The organism is Candidatus Rhodobacter oscarellae, from assembly GCF_001078595.1.
GTDB classification, from domain to species: Bacteria; Pseudomonadota; Alphaproteobacteria; order Rhodobacterales; family Rhodobacteraceae; genus Rhodobacter_B; species Rhodobacter_B oscarellae.
Genome location: NZ_LFTY01000002.1, coordinates 2,828,687 through 2,850,097, shown reverse-complemented (window position 1 = coordinate 2,850,097; position 21,411 = coordinate 2,828,687). Strand labels below are relative to the sequence as shown.

The following is a 21,411-nucleotide window of genomic DNA, read 5'->3' as shown; positions in this document are numbered from 1 at the left end:
GCGCTAGGGGTGCGTGATAGCATGCACCGCCTTGGGCGCACGCTCTCTATTGGCCACAGAATTTACCCCGCCTTAACCAAAACAAATTCAATCTGCGGGACATGCAAAACCGAAACTCGCCGCTCTCGCCCGAGGTCTTCTTACAAGACCTCTTTACCTCCAAAGCCGTGATGACCGGCGGCGTGATCCGCCGCAAGGCGCGGGATGTGGAGCGCTTCGCAGGGATGGACCGCTTCATGGCCGAGATCCTTCGCCGAGGCTTTCACGTCGCCGAGAACTCCGGGCAATTGGTCATCTTCTGCAACAACGCTCCAATTCGTTGGCTGACCTCTCCGCCGGGCGCGCAATCCTTAAAGGATTGCGAATCGAAATCCTTTGAGGATTTCGGAACCCGCGCGCGATACGGCTGATCGTCCCGATGCGCCAGACGGTCTGATACCTCAGGCGCTTTCTACCCAAATCAAAAAGAACACCGCCTCCCGGCCCGAAGCAGCGAGCCGTAGGGTGGGCAATCTGCCCACCGCGATCACACGACCTTCCATCACCGCGCGGTCCGTTAATCACGCTCCTTGCCCGACATAGTGCCATACGCAAGGCCGACACTTTGCCGACGCTTTGCCGACCGCGGATTTCCCAACAAAATAAGCCGTTAACCGCCCGAATCGCAGACCCACGGCGAAAACCGCCGCCCGCGCCGTTCACCCCTCGGTAACCCCTACAGCGTGGCGGCCAGCCGCGTGCCCTGATCAATGGCGCGTTTGGCGTCCAGCTCGGCGGCGACATCCTCCCCGCCGATGACGTGGCGCGGCTATCGCCTTGGGGCGCCGAAGATCGAGTCCAGCACGTTCTCGATCGCGTTTCCGAGGCCCTGGTTCGGGCGGCCGGGCGAAGACACCGCCGTCGGCACGTCCCGCGGCAGCTGCGCCGGCGTGAGCATCGGCAGCGTGCGCGGCGGCAGCCCGGCATGCACGCGGGTCATGACCTCCTGCCAGATCTCCGCCGGCAGCCCGCCCCCCGTCACCCCGGAAAGCGGCGTGTTGTCGTCATAGCCCATCCAGATGCCCGCCACGTAATCCGCCGAGAAGCCCAGAAACCAGGCATCCCGCGCGCTGTTCGTGGTGCCGGTCTTGCCCGCCACCTGCCAGCCGTCCAGCTTGGCGCGCCCGCCGGTGCCCGTCTCGACCACCTGGTGCATCATGTAGATCAGCTGCTGCGCCGCCTGGGGCGAGATCACCCGCTCCCCTAGCCCGCCGGTCTGCGTCATCAGCGGGCTCTGCTCGCCTAGGAACCGCAGGTCCACCAGCCCGTAGGGCCGCACCGAGGAGCCGCCGTTCAGGATGCCCGCATAGGCGCCCGTCATCTCCAGCAGGCTGGCCTCAGAGGTGCCCAGCGCCAGCGCCGGGCCAGAGGCCAGGTCGCTCTCGATCCCAAAGCTCTCGGCCACCGTGCGCACCATCCCGCGCCCCACCGCCTCGGAGACCCGGATCGCCGGGATGTTCAGCGACCAGATCAGCGCCTCGGTCAGGCTCACCGGCCCGCGGAAATCGCGCGTGTAGTTCTTGGGCGTCCAGGGCCCCGAGCCGGGAATGTCGATCGTCAGCGGGCTGTCATCCACGAAGTCATCGAACCGCCAGCCCAGATCCAGCGCCGTGGCATAGACGAAGGGCTTAAACGCCGAGCCGGTCTGCCGCTTGGCCTGCACCGCGCGGTTGAACCCGCCCGAGACGCCCTTGAACTGCCGCCCGCCCACCATGGCGCGCACCGCGCCGTCCGCCGACATGATCACAATCGCCGCCTGCGCCTTTGAGCCCTCCTTGAGCTTGGCGTCCAGCACCGCCTGCAGGCCCTCCTCGGCGGCGGTCTGGATGCGCTGGTCATAGGTGGTCTTGACCACCACGTCCTCGGTCGTATCCCGCGTCAGGAAGTCCGGTCCGCGCCCCATCACCCAATCGGCAAAGTAGCCCCCCGCACGGGCCTCCGCCGCCTGGCTCAGCGTGGCGGGCGCCGCCGCCGCCGTGGCGCGGTCCGCGTCCGTGATATAGCCCTGCTCATGCATCAGCTTGAGCACCGTGGCGGCGCGGTCCTGGCTGCGCTCTAGGTTGTTGGTCGGCGCGTAACGCGTCGGCGCCACCAGAAGCCCCGCCAGCATCGCCGCCTGCGGTGCGTTCACCTCGGCCGCCGAGCGCCCAAAGTAGCGCTGCGCGGCGGCCTCGAACCCATGCGCCCCGGCGCCCAGGAAGGCGCGGTTGAGGTAGATCGTCAGGATCTCGTCCTTGGTGAACTTCAGCTCCATCGCGACGGCGTAATGCATCTCTTTGAGCTTGCGCCACATCGAGCTCTCGCGGCAGTCCGCCTCGTAGGCGCGCTCGCTGTCCCAGATGTCCTTGTCATAGGGCACGCCCATGCAGATCAGCTTGGCGACCTGTTGGGTGATCGTGGAGCCGCCATGCCCGGAAAGCGGCGGGCGCCCCTCGCGCATGTTGATCCGCATGGCGCTGGCTATGCCGCGCGGGCTAACGCCCAGATGCCGGTAGAACCGCTTATCCTCGGTGGCGACCACCGCGTCGCGCAGCACCGGGGCCACCGTATCGGTGGTGATCGAGCCGCCGAACTGCTTGCCGCGCCAGGCGAACACCTCGCCATTGCGGTCCATGATCGTCACCGAGCCGCGGGTGCGGCTGTCGAGCAGATCCTCAAGCTCGGGGATCCCGGACATGAAGTTCCAGATGGTGATGCCAGAGACCAGCGCCAACGCGATGGCGCCGCGCGACACCGCCAGCCAGATCAGCCACGAAAAGAAGCCACCGATCCGACGGAACAACCCGCGCTTGGGCGCCGCCGCCCGGCGCGGGCCGCGGGGCTTCTTCGGTTTCGCTTTTGCCTTGTTTCGCGCCGCAACGGGCGTGTAGCCCTTGCCACCGCCCGCGCCATTCGTGCGGCGCGTGTTCACCACGCGACGTGTGCCGTTACCCTTACTGCTCATCTTAGCCCTGCTCGGCTTCGTTGTTTGACCCAGTTTAGCGCGGCGGCGCGGAAATGTGGACCCGATTCTTGGCCGGGCGGCGAGGGCGCGAATTCGCATTCCGCACAATTTTTCACCATTGCGCACAGAAAGTATAATTTTTGTGCAGATTGGCCGGGAAACGCCCCGCCCAGCCGCAGCGCGCCATTGAGGTTGCCGCGCTGCAGCGCTGTTTTGCGGCAGTGCCTCCCGTATCTCGGGAACCTGATGTCAAAGGGGAATAGGGTGAAACTGATCATTGCAGCGATCAAGCCATTCAAGCTCGACGAGGTGCGCGAAGCGCTCACCGAGGTCGGCGTAGGTGGCATGATGGTGTCCGAGATCAAGGGCTTCGGCGCCCAATCCGGACACACAGAGATTTATCGCGGCGCGGAATACGACGTGAATTTCGTGCCCAAGGCCAAGCTGGAGATCGTCGTACCGGACGCGATTGCGGAGCAGGTGGTCGAGACGATCCAAAGCAAGGCAAAAACCGACAAGATTGGGGACGGCAAGATTTTTGTCCTCGATGTGGCTCAGGCCGTGCGCGTGCGCACCGGCGAAACCAATGAAGACGCGCTGTAGAGCGCCGCATTACGAGGACCTGATATGAAACTTCTAAAGACTGTAAGCGCGGCCGCCCTGATGGTGGCACTGCCCTCGTTGGGCCTGGCGCAGGAGGCAGCGGAGGCACCCGCGGCCGTCCCCACCGACGTGGTGTGGATCATGACCACGTTGCTGTTCCTGATCGGCGGCTTCCTGGTGTTCTTCATGGCCTGTGGCTTTGCGATGCTCGAGGCCGGCCTGGTGCGCCAGAAGAACGTGACCATGCAGCTGACCAAGAACATGGGCCTCTTCGGCTTCGCCTGTATCGCCTACTACGCCATCGGCTATAACCTGATGTACCCGCTGGGTACCTGGTCGATCGAAGGCATCCTTTCGGGCGTTTGGGGCCCGGCGGTCATGGAGGCCGTGGGCGTTGGCGCCGACGCCGTGGACGACTATGCCTATGCGTCGACCGGCTCGGACTACTTCTTCCAGTTGATGTTCTGTGCCGCGACCGCCTCGATCGTGTCGGGCGCGCTGGCCGAGCGCATCAAGCTCTGGCCCTTCCTCGCCTTTGTGGTCGTGCTGACTGGCGTGATCTACCCGCTGCAGGCCTCCTGGAAATGGGGCGGCGGCTTCCTGGACAACATGGGCTTCTTGGACTTCGCCGGTTCGACCGTTGTGCACTCTGTGGGTGGCTGGGCCGCTCTGGCGGGCGCGATCATCCTGGGCTCCCGGGTTGGCAAGTACAAGGACGGCAAGGTCGTTCCGATGCTGGGCTCGAACCTGCCTCTGGCAACGCTGGGCACGTTCATCCTTTGGCTGGGTTGGTTCGGCTTCAATGGCGGCTCGCAGCTGGCCATGGGCTCGATCAGCGACATCGCCGACGTGAGCCGGATCTTCGTGAACACCAACATGGCTGCGGCCTGTGGCGCCATCGCCGCGATGATCCTGACGCAGCTGGTCTACGGCAAGGTTGACCTGACCATGGTGCTGAACGGCGCGCTGGCTGGTCTGGTGTCCATCACCGCCGAGCCGCTGACGCCGACGCTCTTCATGGCGGGCCTGATCGGTGCCGTGGGCGGCGCGATCGTGGTCTTCGGTGTGCCCTTCCTGGACCGCCTGAAGATCGACGACGTGGTTGGCGCCATCCCGGTGCACCTCTTCGCGGGCATCTGGGGCACCCTGGCCGTGGTCCTGACCAACGGCGACGCCAACCTGGGCACGCAGATCTACTCCATCGTGGTCGTGGGTGTGTTCACCTTCGTCGCCTCCGGTGTGGTCTGGTACATCCTGAAGCTCGTCACGGGCATCCGGGTTGACGAGGAAGCCGAGATCAACGGCCTCGACACCTCCGAGCTGGGCATGGAGGCCTATCCAGAGTTCTCAACCACTTAATCTCCTCCCAAGAGACTGGTTGACACTTGCCCGGGCGTTCGCGCCCGGGCCTTTTTTGTTGCGATGGGAACCATATCTAAACCCTTGGGGCTTACTGCGTCGGAGCAGAGCATGAACCGCCAGAAGGCCCAGGATGCGTCAACGCGCGAAACCCTTTCTAACATTCGTTTTCATGGCGCTGTGGGCGCATTGCGCTGCGGCGTTCTCGCTGCTGATAGACCCAGACGCCACGGGCGCGCGCGCGCCGCTGGTGAACCTCTCGGGCGCCGCCGCGCCGATGCCGCAACAGGCCAGCCTGCCGCCCGACCAGCCCATGGGTCGCGCCAGCCTGTTTCTGGACCGCGACGTCGGCACCTTCTTCGCCCCCCTCCCTGAGCGTGAGAACCAGCCCGCCAAGCGAATTCTGTCGGGGCAGCGGGCGCCGGGCGTGACCGGACTGCGGGATCTCATCGCCTCGGCAGAGGCCGGGGCCGCGGGCTATAACGCGGTGCAGCACGGCGCGCGGATCAAGCCCGGCAAGCGGCCCACGCAAATGACGATTTCCGAGATCTTCGCCTGGATCAAGGCCACGCCGGGGCAGCCGCACGCCATCGGGCGCTACCAGATCATCCCCAGCACGCTGCGCTACCTTGTGTCCGAGCTTGGGGTGGACGGGCGCGTGGTGTTCTCGCCGCAGGTGCAGGACCGCATGGCGGACCTGCTGATGGCCAATGCCGGGTTCGGCAAGTTCCGCGCGGGCAAGCTGACCCGCGTGCAGTTCATGAACAACCTTGCCAAGGTCTGGGCCGGGCTGCCCACCTCCAAGGGCACGTCGCATTACCACGGCTATGCCGGGAATTACGCGACGATCTCTTGGGCGTCATATGAGGCCGAGATGAAGCGGCTGTTCCCGCAGAGTTGATCCGTTGAGTTAGCCGTGCGTGCCTTTAGGGCGGCAGGTTTCGGCCAATGCTCCCTGCGCGCGCCTTCGCTCTCTAGAAGAGGCTGCCCTGCTCCTCATCGGGCGGGCTCGGCTTTGTCGCGCGTTTCGGCGCCGGTTTTGGTCGCTCGCCGCCCACCGAGAACCGCCCGTCAGAGAATTGGATCTCCAGCGCGCTGGCCTCTTCGGCCCCGGACTTGCTGGTCACAACGGTCTCGCCGTCGCGCACGACGGCATAGCCGCGCTCTAGCGTGGCCTCATAGCCCATAGAGAGGCGCAGCCTCTCCAGCCCCTCAAGCTGCCTACGCCAGGTGGCGGTCTGCGTGCCCGCGACCGCGGCAAAGCGCCGTTCCAAGCGGGTGAAGGCTTCGCCAGCGCGGACCAGGTCGCGCTCCAGGCGTTCGGGGCGAAGACGGCTGGACTGCGTGGCGAGCACCTCGCGGCGGCGCTTGTCCTGGCGGGCGTGGCCGGCGGCCAGGCGTTCCGCTGCCGTGGTCAAGGCGCGCGCGCGCTCGCTCAGGCCCTGCCGCAAGGCCTGCGGCCGCAATGCGCCAGCTACTTCGCTTAGCCGAAGCCGTTTCTTGCTCGCCGCGGCGGTGAGCGCCTGCGGCAGGCGCGCGTCCATATGGTCCAGACGCTGCCGTGCCGAGGCCGTCAGCCCCTCGGGACGCGGCAGGGCCCGCGCCAGATCCGCTAGGCGGGTCTTGCGCTGCTGGATCAAACGGCTCAGCCCCCCAGAGACCCGCGCGCCCTGCGCTTCGACCCAGGCCAGCAGTTCTAGGCGCACCGGCACCGCCAGCTCCGCCGCTGCCGTGGGCGTAGGCGCGCGCTTATCCGAGACGAAGTCGATCAGGGTCGTGTCCGTCTCATGCCCCACGGCGGAGATGAGCGGGATCTCGGAGGCCGCCGCGGCGCGGGCCACGATTTCCTCGTTGAAGCCCCAGAGGTCCTCGATGGAGCCGCCACCGCGGGCGACGATCAGCAGATCCGGTCGGGGCAGGGCCCCGCCAGGCGTCAGCGCGTTGAAGCCCTCGATCGCGCGGGCGACCTCTGGCGCGCAGGCCTGACCCTGCACCGCCACGGGCCAGACCAGCACCTTGCGTGGGAAGCGATCCCGCAACCGGTGCAAGATATCCCGGATCACCGCGCCCTGCGGGCTGGTGACCACCCCGATCACCTCGGGCAGAAACGGCAGCGGGCGCTTGCGGGCGTCGTCAAAGAGCCCCTCTGCGGCGAGCTGCTTCTTGCGCTTCTCCAAAAGCGCCATCAGGGCGCCCTCGCCCGCCACGGCGACGTGCTGGGCGTTCAGCGAGAACTTGGATTGGAAACCGCTGGCGGTCATGCGCCCCTCGGCCACGACCTCCATGCCCTCCTCGGGCATCACGCCGATCCCTGGCACCTGGCCCTTCCAGGTCATGCAGCTAAGGACGTTGCGGTCGTCCTTGAGGTCAAAATAAAGATGCCCGGAGCGGGCCAGCACCACGCGGCCCACCTCGCCGCGCACGCGGACCCAGCCGAGCTCTGCCTCGACAAGCTTTTTGACCGCGCCCGCGATCTCGCCGACGGTGAATTCGGGCGTGTTGGAGCCGGGGGTGGGGTCGTCGATTAGATCCATGCACATGTCCTCAAGTAGCGAAGCGGTAGGACAACATCACGTCCTCAAGTAGCGAAGCGGTAGGACGACATCACGTCCTCAAGTAGCGAAGCGGTAGGACCACATATATGCCGGTCTTGTGCTGCTCTTGTGCCAAGACTAGAACGCCCTTGCGTTAAGGGAAAGGCTCCTCCGCGCCTTGCGGGCGTCCTCGCTGCGAGGAGGGCCCGACAAGCGGGCTTGCCCGCTCAGGGCGCGAGGAGCAGGCCGCCAAATGGAGAGCAACAGATGAACATCCTTATCCTTGGCGGCGGCGGCCGCGAGCACAGCCTCGCCTGGGCGGTCAAGCAGAACCCAAAATGCGACCGCCTGATCGTGGCGCCGGGCAATGCGGGCATCGCGCAGCTCGCCGAATGCGCCGCCTTGGACATCAACGACGGCGGCGCGGTGGCGGAGTTCGCCCTGGCGCAAAGCATCGACTTTGTGATCGTGGGGCCGGAGGCGCCGCTGGCGGCGGGCGTGTCGGACCGGCTGCGCGCGGCGGGGATCCTGGTCTTCGGGCCCAGCCAAGAGGCCGCGCAGCTTGAGGCCTCCAAGCGCTTCACCAAAGAGATCTGCGACGCCTGCGGCGCGCCCACGGCGGCCTGGGCGCGGTTCACCGAGGCGGCACCCGCGCGCGACTATGTCAAAGCGCAGGGCGCGCCCATCGTGGTCAAGGCCGACGGGCTGGCCGCGGGCAAGGGCGTGATCGTGGCGATGACTGAGGCCGAGGCGCTGGACGCCATCGACGACATGTTCGGCGGCAGCTTTGGCGAGGCCGGGGCCGAGGTGGTGATCGAGGAGTTCATGGAGGGCGAGGAGGGCTCGCTCTTCGTGCTCTGCGACGGCGAGGCCGTGCTGCCCGTGGGCAGCTCGCAGGACCACAAGCGCATCGGCGAGGGCGACACCGGGCCGAACACCGGCGGCATGGGCGCCTATTCCCCCGCCCCGGTGCTGGAGGGCGCGGTGGCGGACCGCGCGCTGCAGGAGATCGTTAAGCCGACCGTGGCCGAGATGTCCAAGCGCGGGATGCCCTATCAGGGCGTGCTATATGTGGGGCTGATGGTCCAGGACGGCGCGCCGCGCCTGGTCGAATACAACGCCCGCTGGGGCGACCCCGAATGCCAGGTCTTGATGATGCGGCTTGGCGCGCAGGCGCTGGACCTGATGCAGGCCTGCGCCGAGGCGCGCCTGGCCGAGGCGCAGGTGAACTGGGCCGACGACCACGCGATGACGGTGGTCATGGCGGCGGAGGGCTATCCGAGCGGCTACCAGAAGGGCTCGGTGATCGGCGGCCTGGACGCGCTGCCAGAGGATTCCTCTAACATGGTCTTCCACGCCGGCACCAAGGAGATTGATGGCAAGGTGACCGCGAATGGCGGGCGCGTGCTGAACGTCACCGCACGGGGGGCGACCCTGCAAGAGGCGCGGGACCGCGCCTATGCGATGGTCGACCAGATCGACTGGCCCGAGGGCGTGCATCGGCGCGACATCGGCTGGCGAGCGCTGTCCGATTAGGAAAGACGGAACAGACACTCTGGGCGGGCCCAAATCTCTTCCAAGAGATTTGCACTTTCCTTGCAAGGAAAGTGGCCGCGCTCAGCCGACCTGCGCGCCCTGCACATAAGCCGCGCGCAGCACGGGGGTCGTGCCCGCCAAATCGAACCGGATCACATCCGCCCGCCGGCCCAATTCCAAGGCACCGCGATCCGCCAGCCCCGCGCTCTCGGCCGGGTTCTTGGTCACCGTCGCGATGCCGCGCGCCATGTCCCCCCAAAGCTGGCCAAGCTGCGCACCGCCCAGAAGCAGCGAGGAGGGGATGTAGTCCGACGATAGTATGTCGACGCAGTCTTGCTCTGCCAGCGCCTGGGCCGAGACATTGCCGGAATGCGAGCCGCCCCGCACCAGGTTCGGCGCGCCCATGATCACCTGGATCGCCTCGGCGCGGCAGGCCTGCGCCGCGTCCTCGGTGGTTGGGAACTCCGCCAGCGATGCCCCGTGCGACTTGGAGGCCGCCACGTGCTCGGTCGTGGTGTCGTCATGGCTCGCCAGCGTCGCGCCAAAGCGCGCGGCTGCGGAGACGGTCGCCGCGGTGTGCGCCGCGCCATTCTGTGCCGACACGCCGCGCAGATAGGCCATATACTCTTCGAACTCCGCCTGAGAGAACCCGTGCTTGCCCTTGTAGTAGACCTCCAGCTTCGAGACGTCGCGGAACTGGCGCTGCCCGGGCGTGTGGTCCATCAGCGAGACGATGCCCACGCGGTCGCTGTCGTCGAACTCTCCAAGCTCGGCGGTCAGCGTCTCCGAGCATATCTCGGCGCGCAGGTGCAGGTGGTGGCTAATCTTCAGCGCGCCGCGCGCGCGCAGGGCCATGATCTCGGTGGCGACCTCGCGGGCGTATTTGGGGTAGCTGCCGCGGCTGGGATTCGAGCCCACACGCAGCGCGTCAAAGACGGTGGTGATCCCGGTGGAGGCCAGCTCGCGGTCATGGGCCATGATCGCGGCGTAATGCGGCCAGTTGACCTTGGGGCGCGGCGAGAGGTGGCGCTCTAGGTTGTCGGTATGCAGCTCCACCAGCCCCGGCGCGACGTGATCCCCGCCGCAATCCACCGCGCCAGCGGGCACGGCGCGCCCCTCGTTGATCTCGGCGATCAGCCCATCGCGGAACAGGATGCTGCCGCGGATGGTCTCAGTGGGAAGCACAAGCTCAGCATTGGCGAGGCAGGTCTCGGTGGTCATGTCGTTCGGTCCTTAGGCGTGTTCGGGCGTGTCTAGCGCCCGATCGGCAAAGATATGTGACAGCGCGGCGCGCACGGTGTCCTCAAGGTCGCCGCCATTGTCGAGGGTCAGCACGTCCAGCCCCTCGGGCAGCGCGACCCGGCGGGTGAGCCGCTTGGCGATGTCCTCTTCGGTCTCGCGGCCCCGCGCGGCCAGCCGGGCGGCCAGCACCTCGGGCGCGGCGGTTAGGTTCAGAACCAGCATGCCGGGGAAGGCCGCCGCGGCCTCGGTCAACCGCTTGCGCGAGAGGTTCGCCAACAGGATGCGCCCCGCGTCCAGATCGGCCCGGACGGAATTGGGGATGCCATAGCGCAGCCCGTGGGCGGGCCAGGACAGCGCGAACTCTCCGGCGGCCTCGCGCTTGGCGAAGTCCGCCTCGGTTGCGCCCACGAAATCCTCGCCCCCCGCCTCGGCGGGCCGGGTGATCACCCGGCGCACCAGGCCAAGCCGCGCGTCCGCCGCCACCAGAGCCTGCATCACCGTGTCCTTCCCGACGCCGGACGGACCCACGACCGCGATGAACCGCCCGCCCATCTCAGGCGGCCTTGGGCGTGAAGGCGCCCACGTCGATCTCGCGATCCGCCACGCGGTCGCGGGCGGGCGCGTCATGGAAGATCCCCACTATGGCGCTGCCGGCGGCCTTGGCTTCTTCGATCAGTTCAAGCACGGTGTTGCGGTTCTCGGCATCCAGGCTGGCGGTTGGTTCGTCCAGCAGCATCGCCGGGAATTGGTGCGCGAAGCCGCGGGCCACGTTTACGCGCTGCTGCTCGCCGCCCGAGAAGGTGGTGGGCGAGAGCGCCCAGAGCCGTTGCGGGATGTTCAGCCGGCGCAACAGCTCCTCTGCCCTAAGACGGGCGTCTTCGTTGGGCGTGCCGACCTCCAGCAGGGGCTCGGCCACGACCTCGACCGTGGGCACCCGCGGCACCACGCGCAGGAACTGCGTCACGTAGCCAAGGGTTTGACGCCGCAGGGCCAGGATCTCCCGTGGCGCGGCGCGCGCAACGTCCACCCCGCCCACGCGGATCGAGCCCGCCTGCGCCAGGTAGTTGCCGTAGATCATCCGCATCAGGGTGGACTTGCCCGCCCCGGACGCGCCGGTGAGCGCCACGCACTCCCCCGGCGCCACGGAGAAGCCCGCGCCGGTGATCACCGGGATCTCCGCCGCGCCCTGATTGTGCAGGGTGAACGACTTGGTGACGTCCGTGAGTTCGATCATGACTGCCCCTTCACCTTGTTCCAAATACGCATTGCGCTCACACCTGCAACACGCTCGACACCAGCAATTGGGTGTAGGCGTGCTGCGGGTCGTCCAGCACCTGATCCGTCAGGCCGGATTCGACCACGTGGCCGGATTTCATCACCATCAGCCGGTCCGCCAGCAGGCGCACCACGGCGAGGTCATGGGTGACGATGATCGCCGAGAGCCCCAGCCGCCGCACAAGGCCCCGCAAGAGGTCAAGCAGGCGCGCCTGCACCGAGACGTCCAGGCCGCCGGTGGGCTCGTCCATGAAGACCAGCCTTGGCCCCGTCACCAGGTTGCGCGCGATCTGCAGCCGCTGCTGCATCCCGCCGGAGAAGGTCGAGGGCCGGTCGTCCACGCGCGCGCCGTCGATCTCGACCTGGTCCAGCCAGTCCAGCGCGGTCTCGCGGATCTCGCCGTAATGCCGCGCGCCCACGGCCATCAGCCGCTCGCCCACATTGCCGCCCGCCGAGACGCCCATGCGCAGCCCGTCGCGCGGGTTCTGATGTACAAAGGCCCAGTCGGTGCGCGCCAGCATCCGCCGCGCAGGTTCGGACATGGTCACAGTGTCCCGAAGTCCCTCGGCGCGGGTGTCAAAGAGAACCTCGCCCCGATCAGGGGCGAGGTGCCCGGCCAGGCAATTCAAGAGGGTTGACTTGCCCGAGCCGCTCTCGCCGACGATGCCCATGACCTCACCAGGAAAGAGATCAAAGGAAACGTCAGCGCAGCCGATTTGCCGACCGTAGGTCTTGGCGATGTTTTTGACGGATAGAAGAGGTGTCATATGGCCCTCCATTCGGTTGCCGCGGAGGTCATGTCCGGGGCGAAAGCATACCAGTTGCCGCCGCCGCCCGATTGATCCTGCGCGCGTGAGATCGGGATCCCTGCCAGATGGCAGCGCAGCAGTGTGGCCACACCGCCATGCGCCACGATAAGAACGTCGCCCTCAGAGCGCGGCTCCGCCAGCGCCTCCCGGACGGCAGTGACGATGCGCGCCTGCGCATCCACCGCGCGTTCCCATCCGCGAATGCTGTCTTGCGGATTGGCAAAGAACAGGTCGGCTGTGGCCTCGAATTCGGGTCCGGGCAGGTAACCCGTGGCGCTGCGGTCATTCTCACCCAGAGCCGGGCGGATGCGTGGCGCTACGCCCAGGACCGCGCCGGTGATCTCGGCCGCATCACGTGCCTTGCGCTCGGCAGAGCAAAAGATCGTGCCGACGCTTTGCAAGGCCGGATCGGTGGCAAAGCGGGCATGCCGCGCGCGCCCCAGGTCGTTCAAAGGCCAGTCCGGCACGGGGGTGTCAGGGTCGATGATCACCTCGGCATGGGTCAGGAAGATCACCTTCATGCCTCGTCTCCAGAAAAGGCAACGGGTGCGCGCAGGCGGCCGATGGCCTCACCAGGAGAGAGATCAAAGGAAACGTCAGCGCAGCCGATTTGCCGACCGTAGGCCTTGGCGATGTCTTTAGCGGATAGAAGAGGTGTCATCTGTTTCTCGCGGTGGCGGAATTTTGGAAAATTCCGGCAATTTTCTTGCAAGAAAATTGGGGCGCCAAGATCATGCGGCGTCCTCCGTGCCCAGCCGTCCCACATGGCCTTGCGCGCGGCGGGCGGCGCAGAAATCAGTGTCGGAGCAGACAAACATCCGCCCGCCCGCGTCGTCCACGATGACCTCGTCGAGATAACTGTGCTCGGCCCCGCAGAGGTCGCAGGGATGATCGGCTTTCGACGGGTCAAACGGGTGGTCGTCGAAGTCCAGGCTCACCACCTGCGAATAAGGCGGCACCGCATAGATCCGCTGCTCGCGCCCCGCGCCAAAGAGCTGGATCGCCGCCATCTCCATTTTGGGGTTATCGAATTTGGGGATCGGCGAGGGGTCCATGATGTAGCGCCCCTCGACCTTCACCGGGTAGGCATAGCTGGTGGCGATGCGCCCATGCCGGGCGATGTCCTCGTAGAGCTTCACATGCATCAGCCCGTATTCCTCAAGCTCGTGCATCTTGCGGGTCTCGCTCTCGCGGGGCTCCAAGAAGCGCAGCGGCTCCGGGATCGGCACCTGATAGACCAGGATCTGATCCTCGGTCAGCGGCGTCTCGGGGATGCGGTGGCGGGTCTGGATCACGCTGGCCTCTGCGGTGGCCTCGGTCACCGCCACGCCCGCGGTCTTCTCAAAGAAGCGCCGGATCGAGACCGCATTCGTGGTGTCATCGGCGCCCTGGTCGATCACCTTCATCGTGTCGTCCGGCGTCAGCACCGCGGCCGAGACCTGCACCCCGCCGGTGCCCCAGCCATAGGGCATGGGCATCTCGCGGCTGGCGAAGGGCACCTGGTAGCCCGGAATCGCCAGCCCCTTGAGGATCGCCCGGCGGATCATCCGCTTGGTGTCCTCGTCGAGATAGGCAAAGTTGTACTCCGCGTTTCTCGGGTTAACTTTATGATGTGTTTCCAGAGGCTCAGTCATGAAACTGTCTCACTTGCCGCATATCTTTTCGCCAGTTGATTCCAGCCACAGGATGTCGCGTCATGCTGACCGCTGCCGCCACCTTGACCTGCGCGTGTGTTGCCGCATGGTTCGTCTTTAAACCGCTGGCGTTCCGCCTGCTGCCGCAGGAGTTCGCGGGCCCGGACGGCTGGTACTATGACACCCGCGCGCGCAAGGGCATCTTCGACTGGCCCGGTAAGGCCTAGCGCTCCGGGGTTTTCACCGAATGTGAAGACTTCCCGTGCAGTATCGCGCGCCTGTGCCCCGCACTCGTGACGGGGCCACGCGTGGGTATGGGGTGCGCCATGGTTGTTCTGATCAACTCTCTGATCTTCATAGATTTCTTCCTGGCGGTGACGCTGGTCGTCGCGCTGTGGGAGCGCTACGAGGACCGCCACTTCCCGCGCGAGACCGAGGCCGATAAGGCCCGCAAGCGCCAGGTTCTGGACGGCTGGCGGCGCTGAGCTTTGCAAGCCCCCGGCGCGCATCACTGCGTTGCCTCTTTGCGGGCCCCGGCCTCGGCGCGCAGCTTACGCACCAGCTCGATCTCGGATTGGAAGTCCACATAATGCGGCAGCTTGATATGCTCTAGGAACCCGGTCGCCTGGATGTTGTCGGAATGGTAGAGCACGAATTCCTCGTCCTGCGCGGGGGCGCCCACGTTGTCCTCGCCCAGCTCCTTCCAGCGCAGCGCCCGGTCGACCAGCGCCATGGCGATCGCCTTGCGCTCTGACTGGCCAAAGACCAGCCCGTAGCCGCGGGTGAACTGCGCCGGCTCGGTCTTTGATCCTTTGAACTGGTTCACCGTCTCGCATTCAGTCAGCTCGACCTCGCCGATCTCGACGGCGAAGCCCAGCTCGGGCAGCTCCATCTCGACGGCCACTTTGCCGATGCGCAGCTCGCCCACGAAGGCGTGGTTGCGGGCGTATCCGCGCTGGGTGGAGTAGGCCATGCCCAGCACGAACCCCTCGTCGCCGCGGGTCAGCGATTGCAGCCGAAGGGGGCGCTCGGCGGGCGTCTCCAACGGCTCGCGGGTCAGGTCCGGCGCAGGGGCGTCAGAGGCGGGCTGCTCTTCGATCAGCCCCTCCTTGTTGAGGAACTCGGTGATATGCGGCGTGGCCTCTTGTCGCGGGGCCGCTTGCGGCACCTCGACGGGCGCGCCGTCAGCCGCCAGTTTGAAATCCAGCAAGCGGTGCGTGTAGTCAAAGGTCGGCCCCAGCACCTGCCCGCCCGGCGCGTCCTTGAAGGTCGCCGAGATCCGCCGATCGCAAGCCATCTCGCCGGTCTCCAAGGGCTCCGAGCGCCCGAACCGGGGCAGGGTGGTGCGGTAGGCGCGGATCAGAAAGATCGCCTCGATCAGGTCACCGCGCGCCTGCTTGATCGCCAGCGCCGCCAGGTCCGGATCATAGAGCGAGCCCTCGGCCATCACGCGGTTCACCGCCAGGGCAAGCTGCTCGCGAATCTGCTCCAGGCTCAGCTCGGCGACGTTCAGATCGCCGCGCCGCTCTTCGGCGAGCCAGGCATGGGCGTTGTCGATGGCCTTCTCGCCACCCTTTACGGCGACATACATCTAGGAAACCCTCGTTGTGCGCGGCAGGCCTGCTACTGCGGTGCCGGCGGTGAAGTAGAAATCCAGCCCAAGCGGAAAGAGCATCGCGTTTCTTTGAAACGCCGCCAGCTCGGGGAGGTTCAGCGCGTGTTCGCTTTCAATGCCGGGGCCGCTTAGGGTGGCGCCTTCGCGCGCGAGGGCGGTGCTCTCGACGATCAGCGTCGCGGAGCGGTCGGGGTAGTCGGCCAGGCCCACCATATAGGCATCCAGCGGCTGCAAAGCGGCCCAGTCGCCGAGCGCGAACATCGCCTTTGCCGCGCCCACCACCGGGGCGCCGGTGTGGAAGGTGATCCAGGTCCGCACCGGTTCGCAGTCCCATGCGCCCGCCAGATGCACCGGCGTGCCGGCGTCGCATAGCGTCAGGATAAGCGCCCCCGCCGCGACCGACATCGGTGCGGGCGGCACCGCGCCGCCGATCTCGTAGATCCGGCCCGGGCGGGCCATGGCCTCCATCGCGGCGCGGAAGGCTTGCGCCGCATCAACGGGTGGATTGGCAAAGCCGCCTTCTAGTGTGACGCTCATCAGTCCTCCCCCCGCACCATCGTGAAGAAATCGACCTTGGTGGCGGCGGCCTTGGCCGCGCGCTCGGTCTTGGTCTTGGCCCAGCCCGCCGCGAGGGGCGCTATGATGTCGCGCTTCACGGTCTCGGCGGCATCAGATTGCAGCAGCGCGTCCGCCAGCGCGGCCTGCTCGGCCTTCGCGCGATCACGGCCCTGAACGACGGCATGGCCGACCTCGCCGCTGGCGAGCCGCACCGAGGCGCGCGTCACGGTCATCTCGCCCAGGCAGAAGGGCGCGCCGGTGGCGCCGGTGCGGCCCTGGACCATCACCGCGCCGATCTCGGGCCGGCGCAGCCACTGGAAGTCGGGGGCCAGGCCCGCCTGCTGCCAAAGCGCCGCCAGTGCCTCGGCGGGGGCCTTGGCCAGCGTGCCCATCCAATCCTTGCGGGGGTTCTCTTTGGTCATTTAGACACCTTGCGGGTTTGTCTAGTACACTATACAACTAGACAAATCATTACCGGCGGGCCGCGACTCTGGCAAGGCCCGTCATGTGAAACTTTGGTGACAGCATGGCCCGCACCCCGATCTGGAAATCCATCGCCGAGGCGCTCCGCCAGGAGATCGCAAGCGGGCACTACGCGCCCGGGGACAAGCTGCCGACCGAGGCGCGGCTGGCATCGCGGTTCGGCGTGAACCGCCACACCGTGCGGCACGCGCTGGCGGCGCTGGCCGAGGACGGGCTGGTCTTTTCCCGCCGCGGCGCGGGCGTATTCGTGTCGCACCACCCGACCGACTACCCCATCGGGCAGCGCGTGCGCTTCCACAAGAACTTGGAGGCCGCGGGCAAGATCCCCGGCAAGGAAGTGCTGTCGGTCGAGACCCGCCCGGCAGACGCCGACGAGCGGCGCGCGCTGGGCCTCGCAGAGGCGGCGCTTGTCCACGCCTATCACGGGCTCTCAACGGCGGACGGGACGCCGATTGCGGTTTTCCTGAGCGTTTTCCCCGCCGCGCCCTTGCCCGGTCTTCCGGCGGCGCTGCGCGTTACCGGCTCGGTGACCACGGCGCTGAGGGCGTGCAAGATCGAGGACTTCACCAGGGCGTCGACGCGGCTGACCGCGGCGCTGGCCGGCCCCACCCAGGCTCTGCATCTGAGCCTGCGCGAGGGCGCGCCGCTGATCTATTCCGAGGGGATCAACCTGGACCCGGACGGGCGGCCCATCGAGTTCGGCCGCACCTGGTTCGCGGGCGAGCGCGTCACGCTGACGCTGGGCGGCGTTAGTTGACCTCTAGCTCTGCGATCAGCGCCGCATAGCTCGCCCCATGCATGTCGCGGTCCGCGCGCGTGCCCTGCACCTGCGGGCGCGGCAACGAGAACTTCACCACGTTCAGCGACGGGATGTCAAAGCGCTTCAGCTCGGAGGCCTCCGTCTGGAACAGCCCCGCCACGCGGTCGGTCGAGACTCCATCGCGCACCCGCGCGAAGGCCTGCGCCGAGCCGCAGAAGATGTCGATGGTCAGCCAGAACGGCCCCGCGTTCTTGCTGCGCACCTTCTCGACGATAGAGCCCAGCTCAGCCAATCTCGCGCACCTCTAGCCGGAACGCGTCCATCGGGTGCTCCAGCGGCAGCACATGGTTAAGGCAGAACTCATAGATCTCGCCCCGCTCGATCTCGGCGGGCGAGAAGGGGAAGGCGAAGGTGGGCTGCTCCTCCTCGGGCGTCAGCGGGTGGTGCAGAAGGTAGGGGTTCAGCATCTTTCCGATCTCGTCCACAAGCTCCGGCGTCTGCGCGGTCACGATCCCCATCACGCCCAGCTCCACCGCGCCATTCGCGCGGTTCTCCAGCGCGCCCAGGGTGGCGTCGCGGCCAATGATCCGCAGCTCGATCTCGAACGCATCCGTGCCCAGGCGGGCCTCGGCCTTGGCGCGGCACTTGGTCAGGATGTCGTCGCACCAGGCAGGGGCGTTCTCGACATAGCGCCGGTCCCGCAGCAGCGTCAGCAGCACCGACTGGTAGCCGACCCGCCGCGCGCCCTCCAGCTTCACCGAGTAGCGCCCCGGCACCCATTGCGACCCCGTCACGCGCACCCGCCTGTCGTCCAGCGCGTCATAGTGCGCCCCGGTCACGTCCAGATGCCCGCCGGGTTCGTATAGGATGAACGGGTCGGAATTCTCATAGAGCATATGCGCCGAAACGGTGTGCGGCGTGGCGTGGGCGCCATCGGCCAAGGGTGTCACGGTGAAGCCCTCGGCGTCGAAATCCACCAGGATCACCCCCGATTGCGGGTTCGTGGCGCATAAGGCGCCGCATTCGCCGATCTTGGCGCCGTGCCAGGCCCCACCGGGATGGCAGCCCCGCTGCAACGGCAGGGCGGCGATGATCGCCGTATCCGTGGTGCGCCCGGCGATGACGATGTCGGCGCCGGTGTCCAGCGCCGCCTGGATCTGCTCTGCCCCGGCCAGCGCCACGATGTTGGTGCAGTCCGCCAGCAGCGCGTCGTCGATCTCCGGCGCGGGGTGGAGCGGCGCCAGCGCCGCGGCCTTAATCTCCGTCTGCCCCGACTTGAGGATCGCGACGCGCAGCGTCGCCCCCCGCTCGCGCAGGATCTCTTCGGTGATCCCCACCAGCCAGTCCACCGCGCTATCCGCCCCACAGGTCCCCGCCGTGCCGATCACCAAGGGGCAGCCCGCGCGTTGCGCCGCATCGATCAGCCCGGCCCATTCGATCTTGGTCGAGGCGCGGCTATACTTGCTGACCCCGCGGCCCAGATAGCTGGGCCCGCTATCGGTCGAGCCGCCGTCAATGGCGATCAGGTCCGGCTTGGCGGCGATCCCGCGTTCAAGGGCGGTCTTGTCATAGCCAAGGCCCAAAGCGCCGGAGGGGATAAGGATGCGGGTCATGCGACTAAGCTCCACGTCCCGGGATAATTATCTACAACTGTTTGCAAAATCGACAGATGGGATTTTTTGCAGCGCATATCCAGAATTATCACCGCACCCATCCTCCAGTACCACTGCCCACAAAATGAATGGAGCACGATATGGATACTGCGAAACGCACCCTAGCGAAAGCCACGACGTGGCAAGTCTCTGGCTTTGCAATGATGACCCTGCTTGGTTTTCTGATGACCGGCAGCTTGGCCACTGCCGGGGGATTTGCTGTCGCAAGCACGCTTATAGGGACCGTAAGCTATGTCGTGCACGAGCGCGTTTGGGCGCAGATCGCGTGGGGTAGCGGACGTCCCGTCTAGGGTCCTAGCCCTCTGGCTCATATGTCCATCGGTACTCCGGCGGGGTCGGGCCCTTGTTGCGCCCGCCCTGCTCGGTCTGCTCCCAGGCATGCGCCAGGATGCCCACCGAGCGGCTTAGGCAGAACAGCCCGCGCGCCAGGGGCGGCGCAAAGCCCAGCTCGGCATAGATCACCGCCGTGGCGCCATCGATGTTCATCGGCACGGGCTTGCCCGCCTTGCTGGCGAGATGCGCCTCGATCCCCTCGGCGATCTCCACGAAGGCGCCGCTCGCATCGCCCTGACGGGCGGCCTCGCGGGTCAGCGCCATCAGCCGGGGTGCGCGGGGATCAGTCGGCGTGTGGAAGCGGTGACCAAAGCCGGGCACGTATTTGCCGCGCTCGGCCTGCCAACGAGAGACCGCCTCGGGCACAGAGCTCTCCAACGCCATGTGGTAAAGCTCCACCGCCTGCTCCCCGGCGCCGCCATGCACGTCGTCCAGCAGGTTCACCGCGCTCGCCATCGCCTGGTTCAGGCTGGCCCCGCAGGTCACCGCCATCCGCGCTGTGGCGATCGACGGCGCCTGCGGGCCATGGTCCACCGCCGCCACCAAGGCATGCTCCAACAGCCGGGCCTGGCCCTCGGTCGGCAGGTCCCCGCGCAGCATCAGCCAGATCATCTGGGGAAAGCTCACAGCGCCAATCAGCTCCTGAATGGGACGCCCGCGGATGTCGATCCGCCCCGGCTCCATGTCGATGATCGCGGTGCGCCACCAATCGGATACGTCGCTCATAGGGCGCCCTCCTTGTGCAATTCGGCAATCTCGGCCTCGGAAAGGCCAAGCTCTGTCAAAACGGTTTCGGTGTCGGCGCCAAGCTCTGGCGGGCCGGCCTCAACGGTCAGCGGCGCCCCGTCGATCTGCACGCCGGTGCGGACAACCTCAACCGAGCGCCCGTCCCGCAGCGTGAACCCCGCGACCTGATCGCGCTGTTGGTATTGCGGCTGCTGCAACGCCTCCTCCATGCTCAAAACCGGCCCGGCGGGCACGCCAATCGCGTTCAACTCCTCCACCCACACCGAGGCGTCGCGGCTGCGCAGCACCGCCGCGATCCGCGCGTTCAGCGCGTGACGGTTGGCCTTGCGATCCGCGCGCGTGGCGAAATCCGGGTCCGCCAGCATCTCCGCCAGCCCCAGATGCCGCGCCAAAAGCTCCCACTGCTCCTGCTTGTTGGCCGCAATATTGATCGGCGCGTCGGCGCATTGATAGGCCGCCGAGGGCGCCGAGGTGAGGTTCTCGTTGCCCGCGGGCACTGGGTGCACGCCGCCCACCAGCAGATTCGACACCGCCCAGCCCATCGTTGCCAGCAAAGAATCGAGCATCGCCACGTCGATGAAGCCCCCACGCGGGCGCGCGTTTAGCGCCGCCGAGATCGCCATCGCCGCGGTCAGCCCACCCACCGTGTCCGCCACCGGCCAGCCCGCGCGCAATGGCGCGCTGCCTGCGTCGCCGGTGATCGCCATCGCGCCGGCCATGCCCTGGATGATCTGGTCATAGGCGGGGCGGTCCCGTAGCGGCCCGTCCTGGCCAAAGCCCGAGATCGCGCAGTAGATCAGGCGCGGGTTCTCCGCCTTCAGCGCCTCATAGCCCAGGCCCAGCCGGTCCATCACCCCGGGCCGGAAGTTCTCCACCAGCACGTCCGAGCGCGCCACCAGGCGCCGCAGGATGTCCTTGCCCGCCTCGGATTTAAGGTTCAGCGTCATCGACCGCTTGCCGGGGTTCGGCGCCAGGAACGAGATGCCCATATTCTGCGCCGAGAGCCCCTCGTCCTGGCCCAGCTGCCGCGCCAGGTCGCCGCGCCCCGGCGCCTCGACCTTCAGGACCTCCGCGCCCAGATGCGCCAACTGGTGGCAGCAGAACGGTCCGGCGAGCACATTCGTCAAATCCAGAACCCTCACGCCCTCAAGCGGCTTGGCAGGCATCGGCGGCCCTCCCTTGCCTGCATTGTTATGCCCTGATGGCGGCCATCACAAGAAAGCGCTTTTCCCCGTGTACCCCTTGGGCTATCAGGCGACGCCGATCC

General features: G+C 67.0%; 24 protein-coding genes. 9 read left to right on the top strand and 15 right to left on the bottom strand.

The window, feature by feature from the left end:
- Positions 1-101 precede the first annotated feature (101 nt).
- Positions 102-410, top strand: a complete 309-nt coding sequence (locus tag AIOL_RS18395) for a hypothetical protein (RefSeq protein ID WP_049644325.1) — start codon at positions 102-104, stop codon at positions 408-410.
- A 398-nt stretch (positions 411-808) separates the two neighbouring features.
- On the opposite strand, the gene AIOL_RS18390 is transcribed toward AIOL_RS18395, so the two are convergent.
- Entirely contained in the window at positions 809-2,983 is a 2,175-nt protein-coding gene (locus AIOL_RS18390) for a transglycosylase domain-containing protein (RefSeq protein ID WP_082152675.1), read from the bottom strand.
- Positions 2,984-3,247: 264 nt separating this feature from the next.
- Between AIOL_RS18390 and AIOL_RS18385 the strand changes: the two genes are divergently transcribed.
- The 3 genes from AIOL_RS18385 (at position 3,248) to AIOL_RS18375 (ending at position 5,846) form a co-directional block, all read left to right on the top strand.
- Positions 3,248-3,586: a P-II family nitrogen regulator gene (locus tag AIOL_RS18385; protein WP_049645531.1), complete on the top strand. Its 339-nt coding sequence runs from the start codon at positions 3,248-3,250 to the stop codon at positions 3,584-3,586.
- 24 nt (positions 3,587-3,610) lie between these two features.
- Positions 3,611-4,945: an ammonium transporter gene (locus AIOL_RS18380; RefSeq protein ID WP_049644324.1), complete on the top strand. Its 1,335-nt coding sequence runs from the start codon at positions 3,611-3,613 to the stop codon at positions 4,943-4,945.
- A gap of 133 nt (positions 4,946-5,078) precedes the next feature.
- On the top strand, positions 5,079-5,846 hold the full coding sequence (locus AIOL_RS18375) for a hypothetical protein (protein WP_049644323.1): 768 nt from the start codon (positions 5,079-5,081) through the stop codon (positions 5,844-5,846).
- A gap of 73 nt (positions 5,847-5,919) precedes the next feature.
- Here AIOL_RS18375 and xseA read toward each other — a convergent pair whose 3' ends face one another.
- Positions 5,920-7,479: an exodeoxyribonuclease VII large subunit gene (gene xseA, locus AIOL_RS18370; RefSeq protein ID WP_049644322.1), complete on the bottom strand. Its 1,560-nt coding sequence runs from the start codon at positions 7,477-7,479 to the stop codon at positions 5,920-5,922.
- Between the two features lie 267 nt (positions 7,480-7,746).
- On the opposite strand from xseA, the gene purD reads away from it, so the two are divergent.
- Positions 7,747-9,015 carry a phosphoribosylamine--glycine ligase gene (gene purD / locus AIOL_RS18365; protein WP_049644321.1) on the top strand — a complete coding sequence of 423 codons (1,269 nt, stop codon included), beginning with the start codon at positions 7,747-7,749 and terminating at the stop codon, positions 9,013-9,015.
- 81 nt (positions 9,016-9,096) lie between these two features.
- Here the strand turns inward: purD and AIOL_RS18360 are convergent, their stop codons facing one another.
- The 6 genes from AIOL_RS18360 to AIOL_RS18335 all read right to left on the bottom strand — a co-directional run bounded on the left by AIOL_RS18360 (position 9,097) and on the right by AIOL_RS18335 (position 13,975).
- Positions 9,097-10,236 (bottom strand): alpha-D-ribose 1-methylphosphonate 5-triphosphate diphosphatase, encoded by a 1,140-nt coding sequence (locus tag AIOL_RS18360; RefSeq protein ID WP_049644320.1) that lies wholly within the window; start codon positions 10,234-10,236, stop codon positions 9,097-9,099.
- 12 nt (positions 10,237-10,248) lie between these two features.
- Positions 10,249-10,809, bottom strand: coding sequence for a phosphonate metabolism protein/1,5-bisphosphokinase (PRPP-forming) PhnN (phnN, locus tag AIOL_RS18355; RefSeq protein WP_049644319.1), 561 nt, complete (start codon positions 10,807-10,809; stop codon positions 10,249-10,251).
- Position 10,810: 1 nt separating this feature from the next.
- Positions 10,811-11,491, bottom strand: a complete 681-nt coding sequence (gene phnL / locus AIOL_RS18350; RefSeq protein WP_049644318.1) for a phosphonate C-P lyase system protein PhnL — start codon at positions 11,489-11,491, stop codon at positions 10,811-10,813.
- Between the two features lie 37 nt (positions 11,492-11,528).
- Complete coding sequence (gene phnK, locus AIOL_RS18345; RefSeq protein ID WP_049645530.1) at positions 11,529-12,299, bottom strand: phosphonate C-P lyase system protein PhnK; 771 nt, start codon at positions 12,297-12,299, stop codon at positions 11,529-11,531.
- Positions 12,296-12,862, bottom strand: coding sequence for a histidine phosphatase family protein (locus tag AIOL_RS18340; RefSeq protein WP_049644317.1), 567 nt, complete (start codon positions 12,860-12,862; stop codon positions 12,296-12,298). Before AIOL_RS18340 ends, phnK begins: the two co-directional genes overlap by 4 nt.
- 210 nt (positions 12,863-13,072) lie before the next feature.
- The gene (locus tag AIOL_RS18335) at positions 13,073-13,975 is read right to left on the bottom strand and encodes an alpha-D-ribose 1-methylphosphonate 5-phosphate C-P-lyase PhnJ (protein WP_049644316.1); all 903 of its coding nucleotides are present in this window, start codon (positions 13,973-13,975) and stop codon (positions 13,073-13,075) included.
- 62 nt (positions 13,976-14,037) lie between these two features.
- Between AIOL_RS18335 and AIOL_RS25595 the strand changes: the two genes are divergently transcribed.
- Positions 14,038-14,202, top strand: a complete 165-nt coding sequence (locus tag AIOL_RS25595; protein WP_160314527.1) for a hypothetical protein — start codon at positions 14,038-14,040, stop codon at positions 14,200-14,202.
- Between the two features lie 99 nt (positions 14,203-14,301).
- Complete coding sequence (locus AIOL_RS25590) at positions 14,302-14,460, top strand: hypothetical protein (RefSeq protein WP_160314526.1); 159 nt, start codon at positions 14,302-14,304, stop codon at positions 14,458-14,460.
- A 23-nt stretch (positions 14,461-14,483) separates the two neighbouring features.
- Here AIOL_RS25590 and AIOL_RS18330 read toward each other — a convergent pair whose 3' ends face one another.
- Genes AIOL_RS18330 through phnG form a run of 3 tightly spaced genes read right to left on the bottom strand, consistent with a single transcriptional unit; the run spans position 14,484 to position 16,570 of the window.
- Complete coding sequence (locus AIOL_RS18330) at positions 14,484-15,566, bottom strand: carbon-phosphorus lyase complex subunit PhnI (protein WP_049644315.1); 1,083 nt, start codon at positions 15,564-15,566, stop codon at positions 14,484-14,486.
- Positions 15,567-16,127 (bottom strand): phosphonate C-P lyase system protein PhnH, encoded by a 561-nt coding sequence (gene phnH, locus AIOL_RS18325; protein ID WP_394298928.1) that lies wholly within the window; start codon positions 16,125-16,127, stop codon positions 15,567-15,569.
- Positions 16,127-16,570 carry a phosphonate C-P lyase system protein PhnG gene (gene phnG, locus AIOL_RS18320; protein ID WP_049644313.1) on the bottom strand — a complete coding sequence of 148 codons (444 nt, stop codon included), beginning with the start codon at positions 16,568-16,570 and terminating at the stop codon, positions 16,127-16,129. Before phnG ends, phnH begins: the two co-directional genes overlap by 1 nt.
- 104 nt (positions 16,571-16,674) lie before the next feature.
- On the opposite strand from phnG, the gene phnF reads away from it, so the two are divergent.
- Entirely contained in the window at positions 16,675-17,388 is a 714-nt protein-coding gene (gene phnF / locus AIOL_RS18315; protein WP_049644312.1) for a phosphonate metabolism transcriptional regulator PhnF, read from the top strand.
- On the opposite strand, the gene AIOL_RS18310 is transcribed toward phnF, so the two are convergent.
- A complete protein-coding gene (locus tag AIOL_RS18310) occupies positions 17,381-17,683 on the bottom strand; it encodes a DUF4387 family protein (protein ID WP_049644311.1) in 303 nt (100 codons plus the stop codon). The genes phnF and AIOL_RS18310 overlap by 8 nt on opposite strands.
- On the bottom strand, positions 17,676-19,004 hold the full coding sequence (locus AIOL_RS18305) for an acyclic terpene utilization AtuA family protein (RefSeq protein ID WP_049644310.1): 1,329 nt from the start codon (positions 19,002-19,004) through the stop codon (positions 17,676-17,678). The genes AIOL_RS18310 and AIOL_RS18305 overlap by 8 nt, the downstream gene beginning before the upstream one ends.
- A gap of 128 nt (positions 19,005-19,132) precedes the next feature.
- On the opposite strand from AIOL_RS18305, the gene AIOL_RS18300 reads away from it, so the two are divergent.
- Positions 19,133-19,354, top strand: a complete 222-nt coding sequence (locus tag AIOL_RS18300; RefSeq protein ID WP_326973151.1) for a DUF2061 domain-containing protein — start codon at positions 19,133-19,135, stop codon at positions 19,352-19,354.
- Positions 19,355-19,358: 4 nt separating this feature from the next.
- Here the strand turns inward: AIOL_RS18300 and AIOL_RS18295 are convergent, their stop codons facing one another.
- Both AIOL_RS18295 and AIOL_RS18290 read right to left on the bottom strand, forming a co-directional pair.
- The gene (locus AIOL_RS18295; RefSeq protein ID WP_049644309.1) at positions 19,359-20,123 is read right to left on the bottom strand and encodes a citryl-CoA lyase; all 765 of its coding nucleotides are present in this window, start codon (positions 20,121-20,123) and stop codon (positions 19,359-19,361) included.
- Positions 20,120-21,310: a CaiB/BaiF CoA transferase family protein gene (locus tag AIOL_RS18290; RefSeq protein ID WP_049644308.1), complete on the bottom strand. Its 1,191-nt coding sequence runs from the start codon at positions 21,308-21,310 to the stop codon at positions 20,120-20,122. Before AIOL_RS18290 ends, AIOL_RS18295 begins: the two co-directional genes overlap by 4 nt.
- Positions 21,311-21,411: the final 101 nt, after the last annotated feature.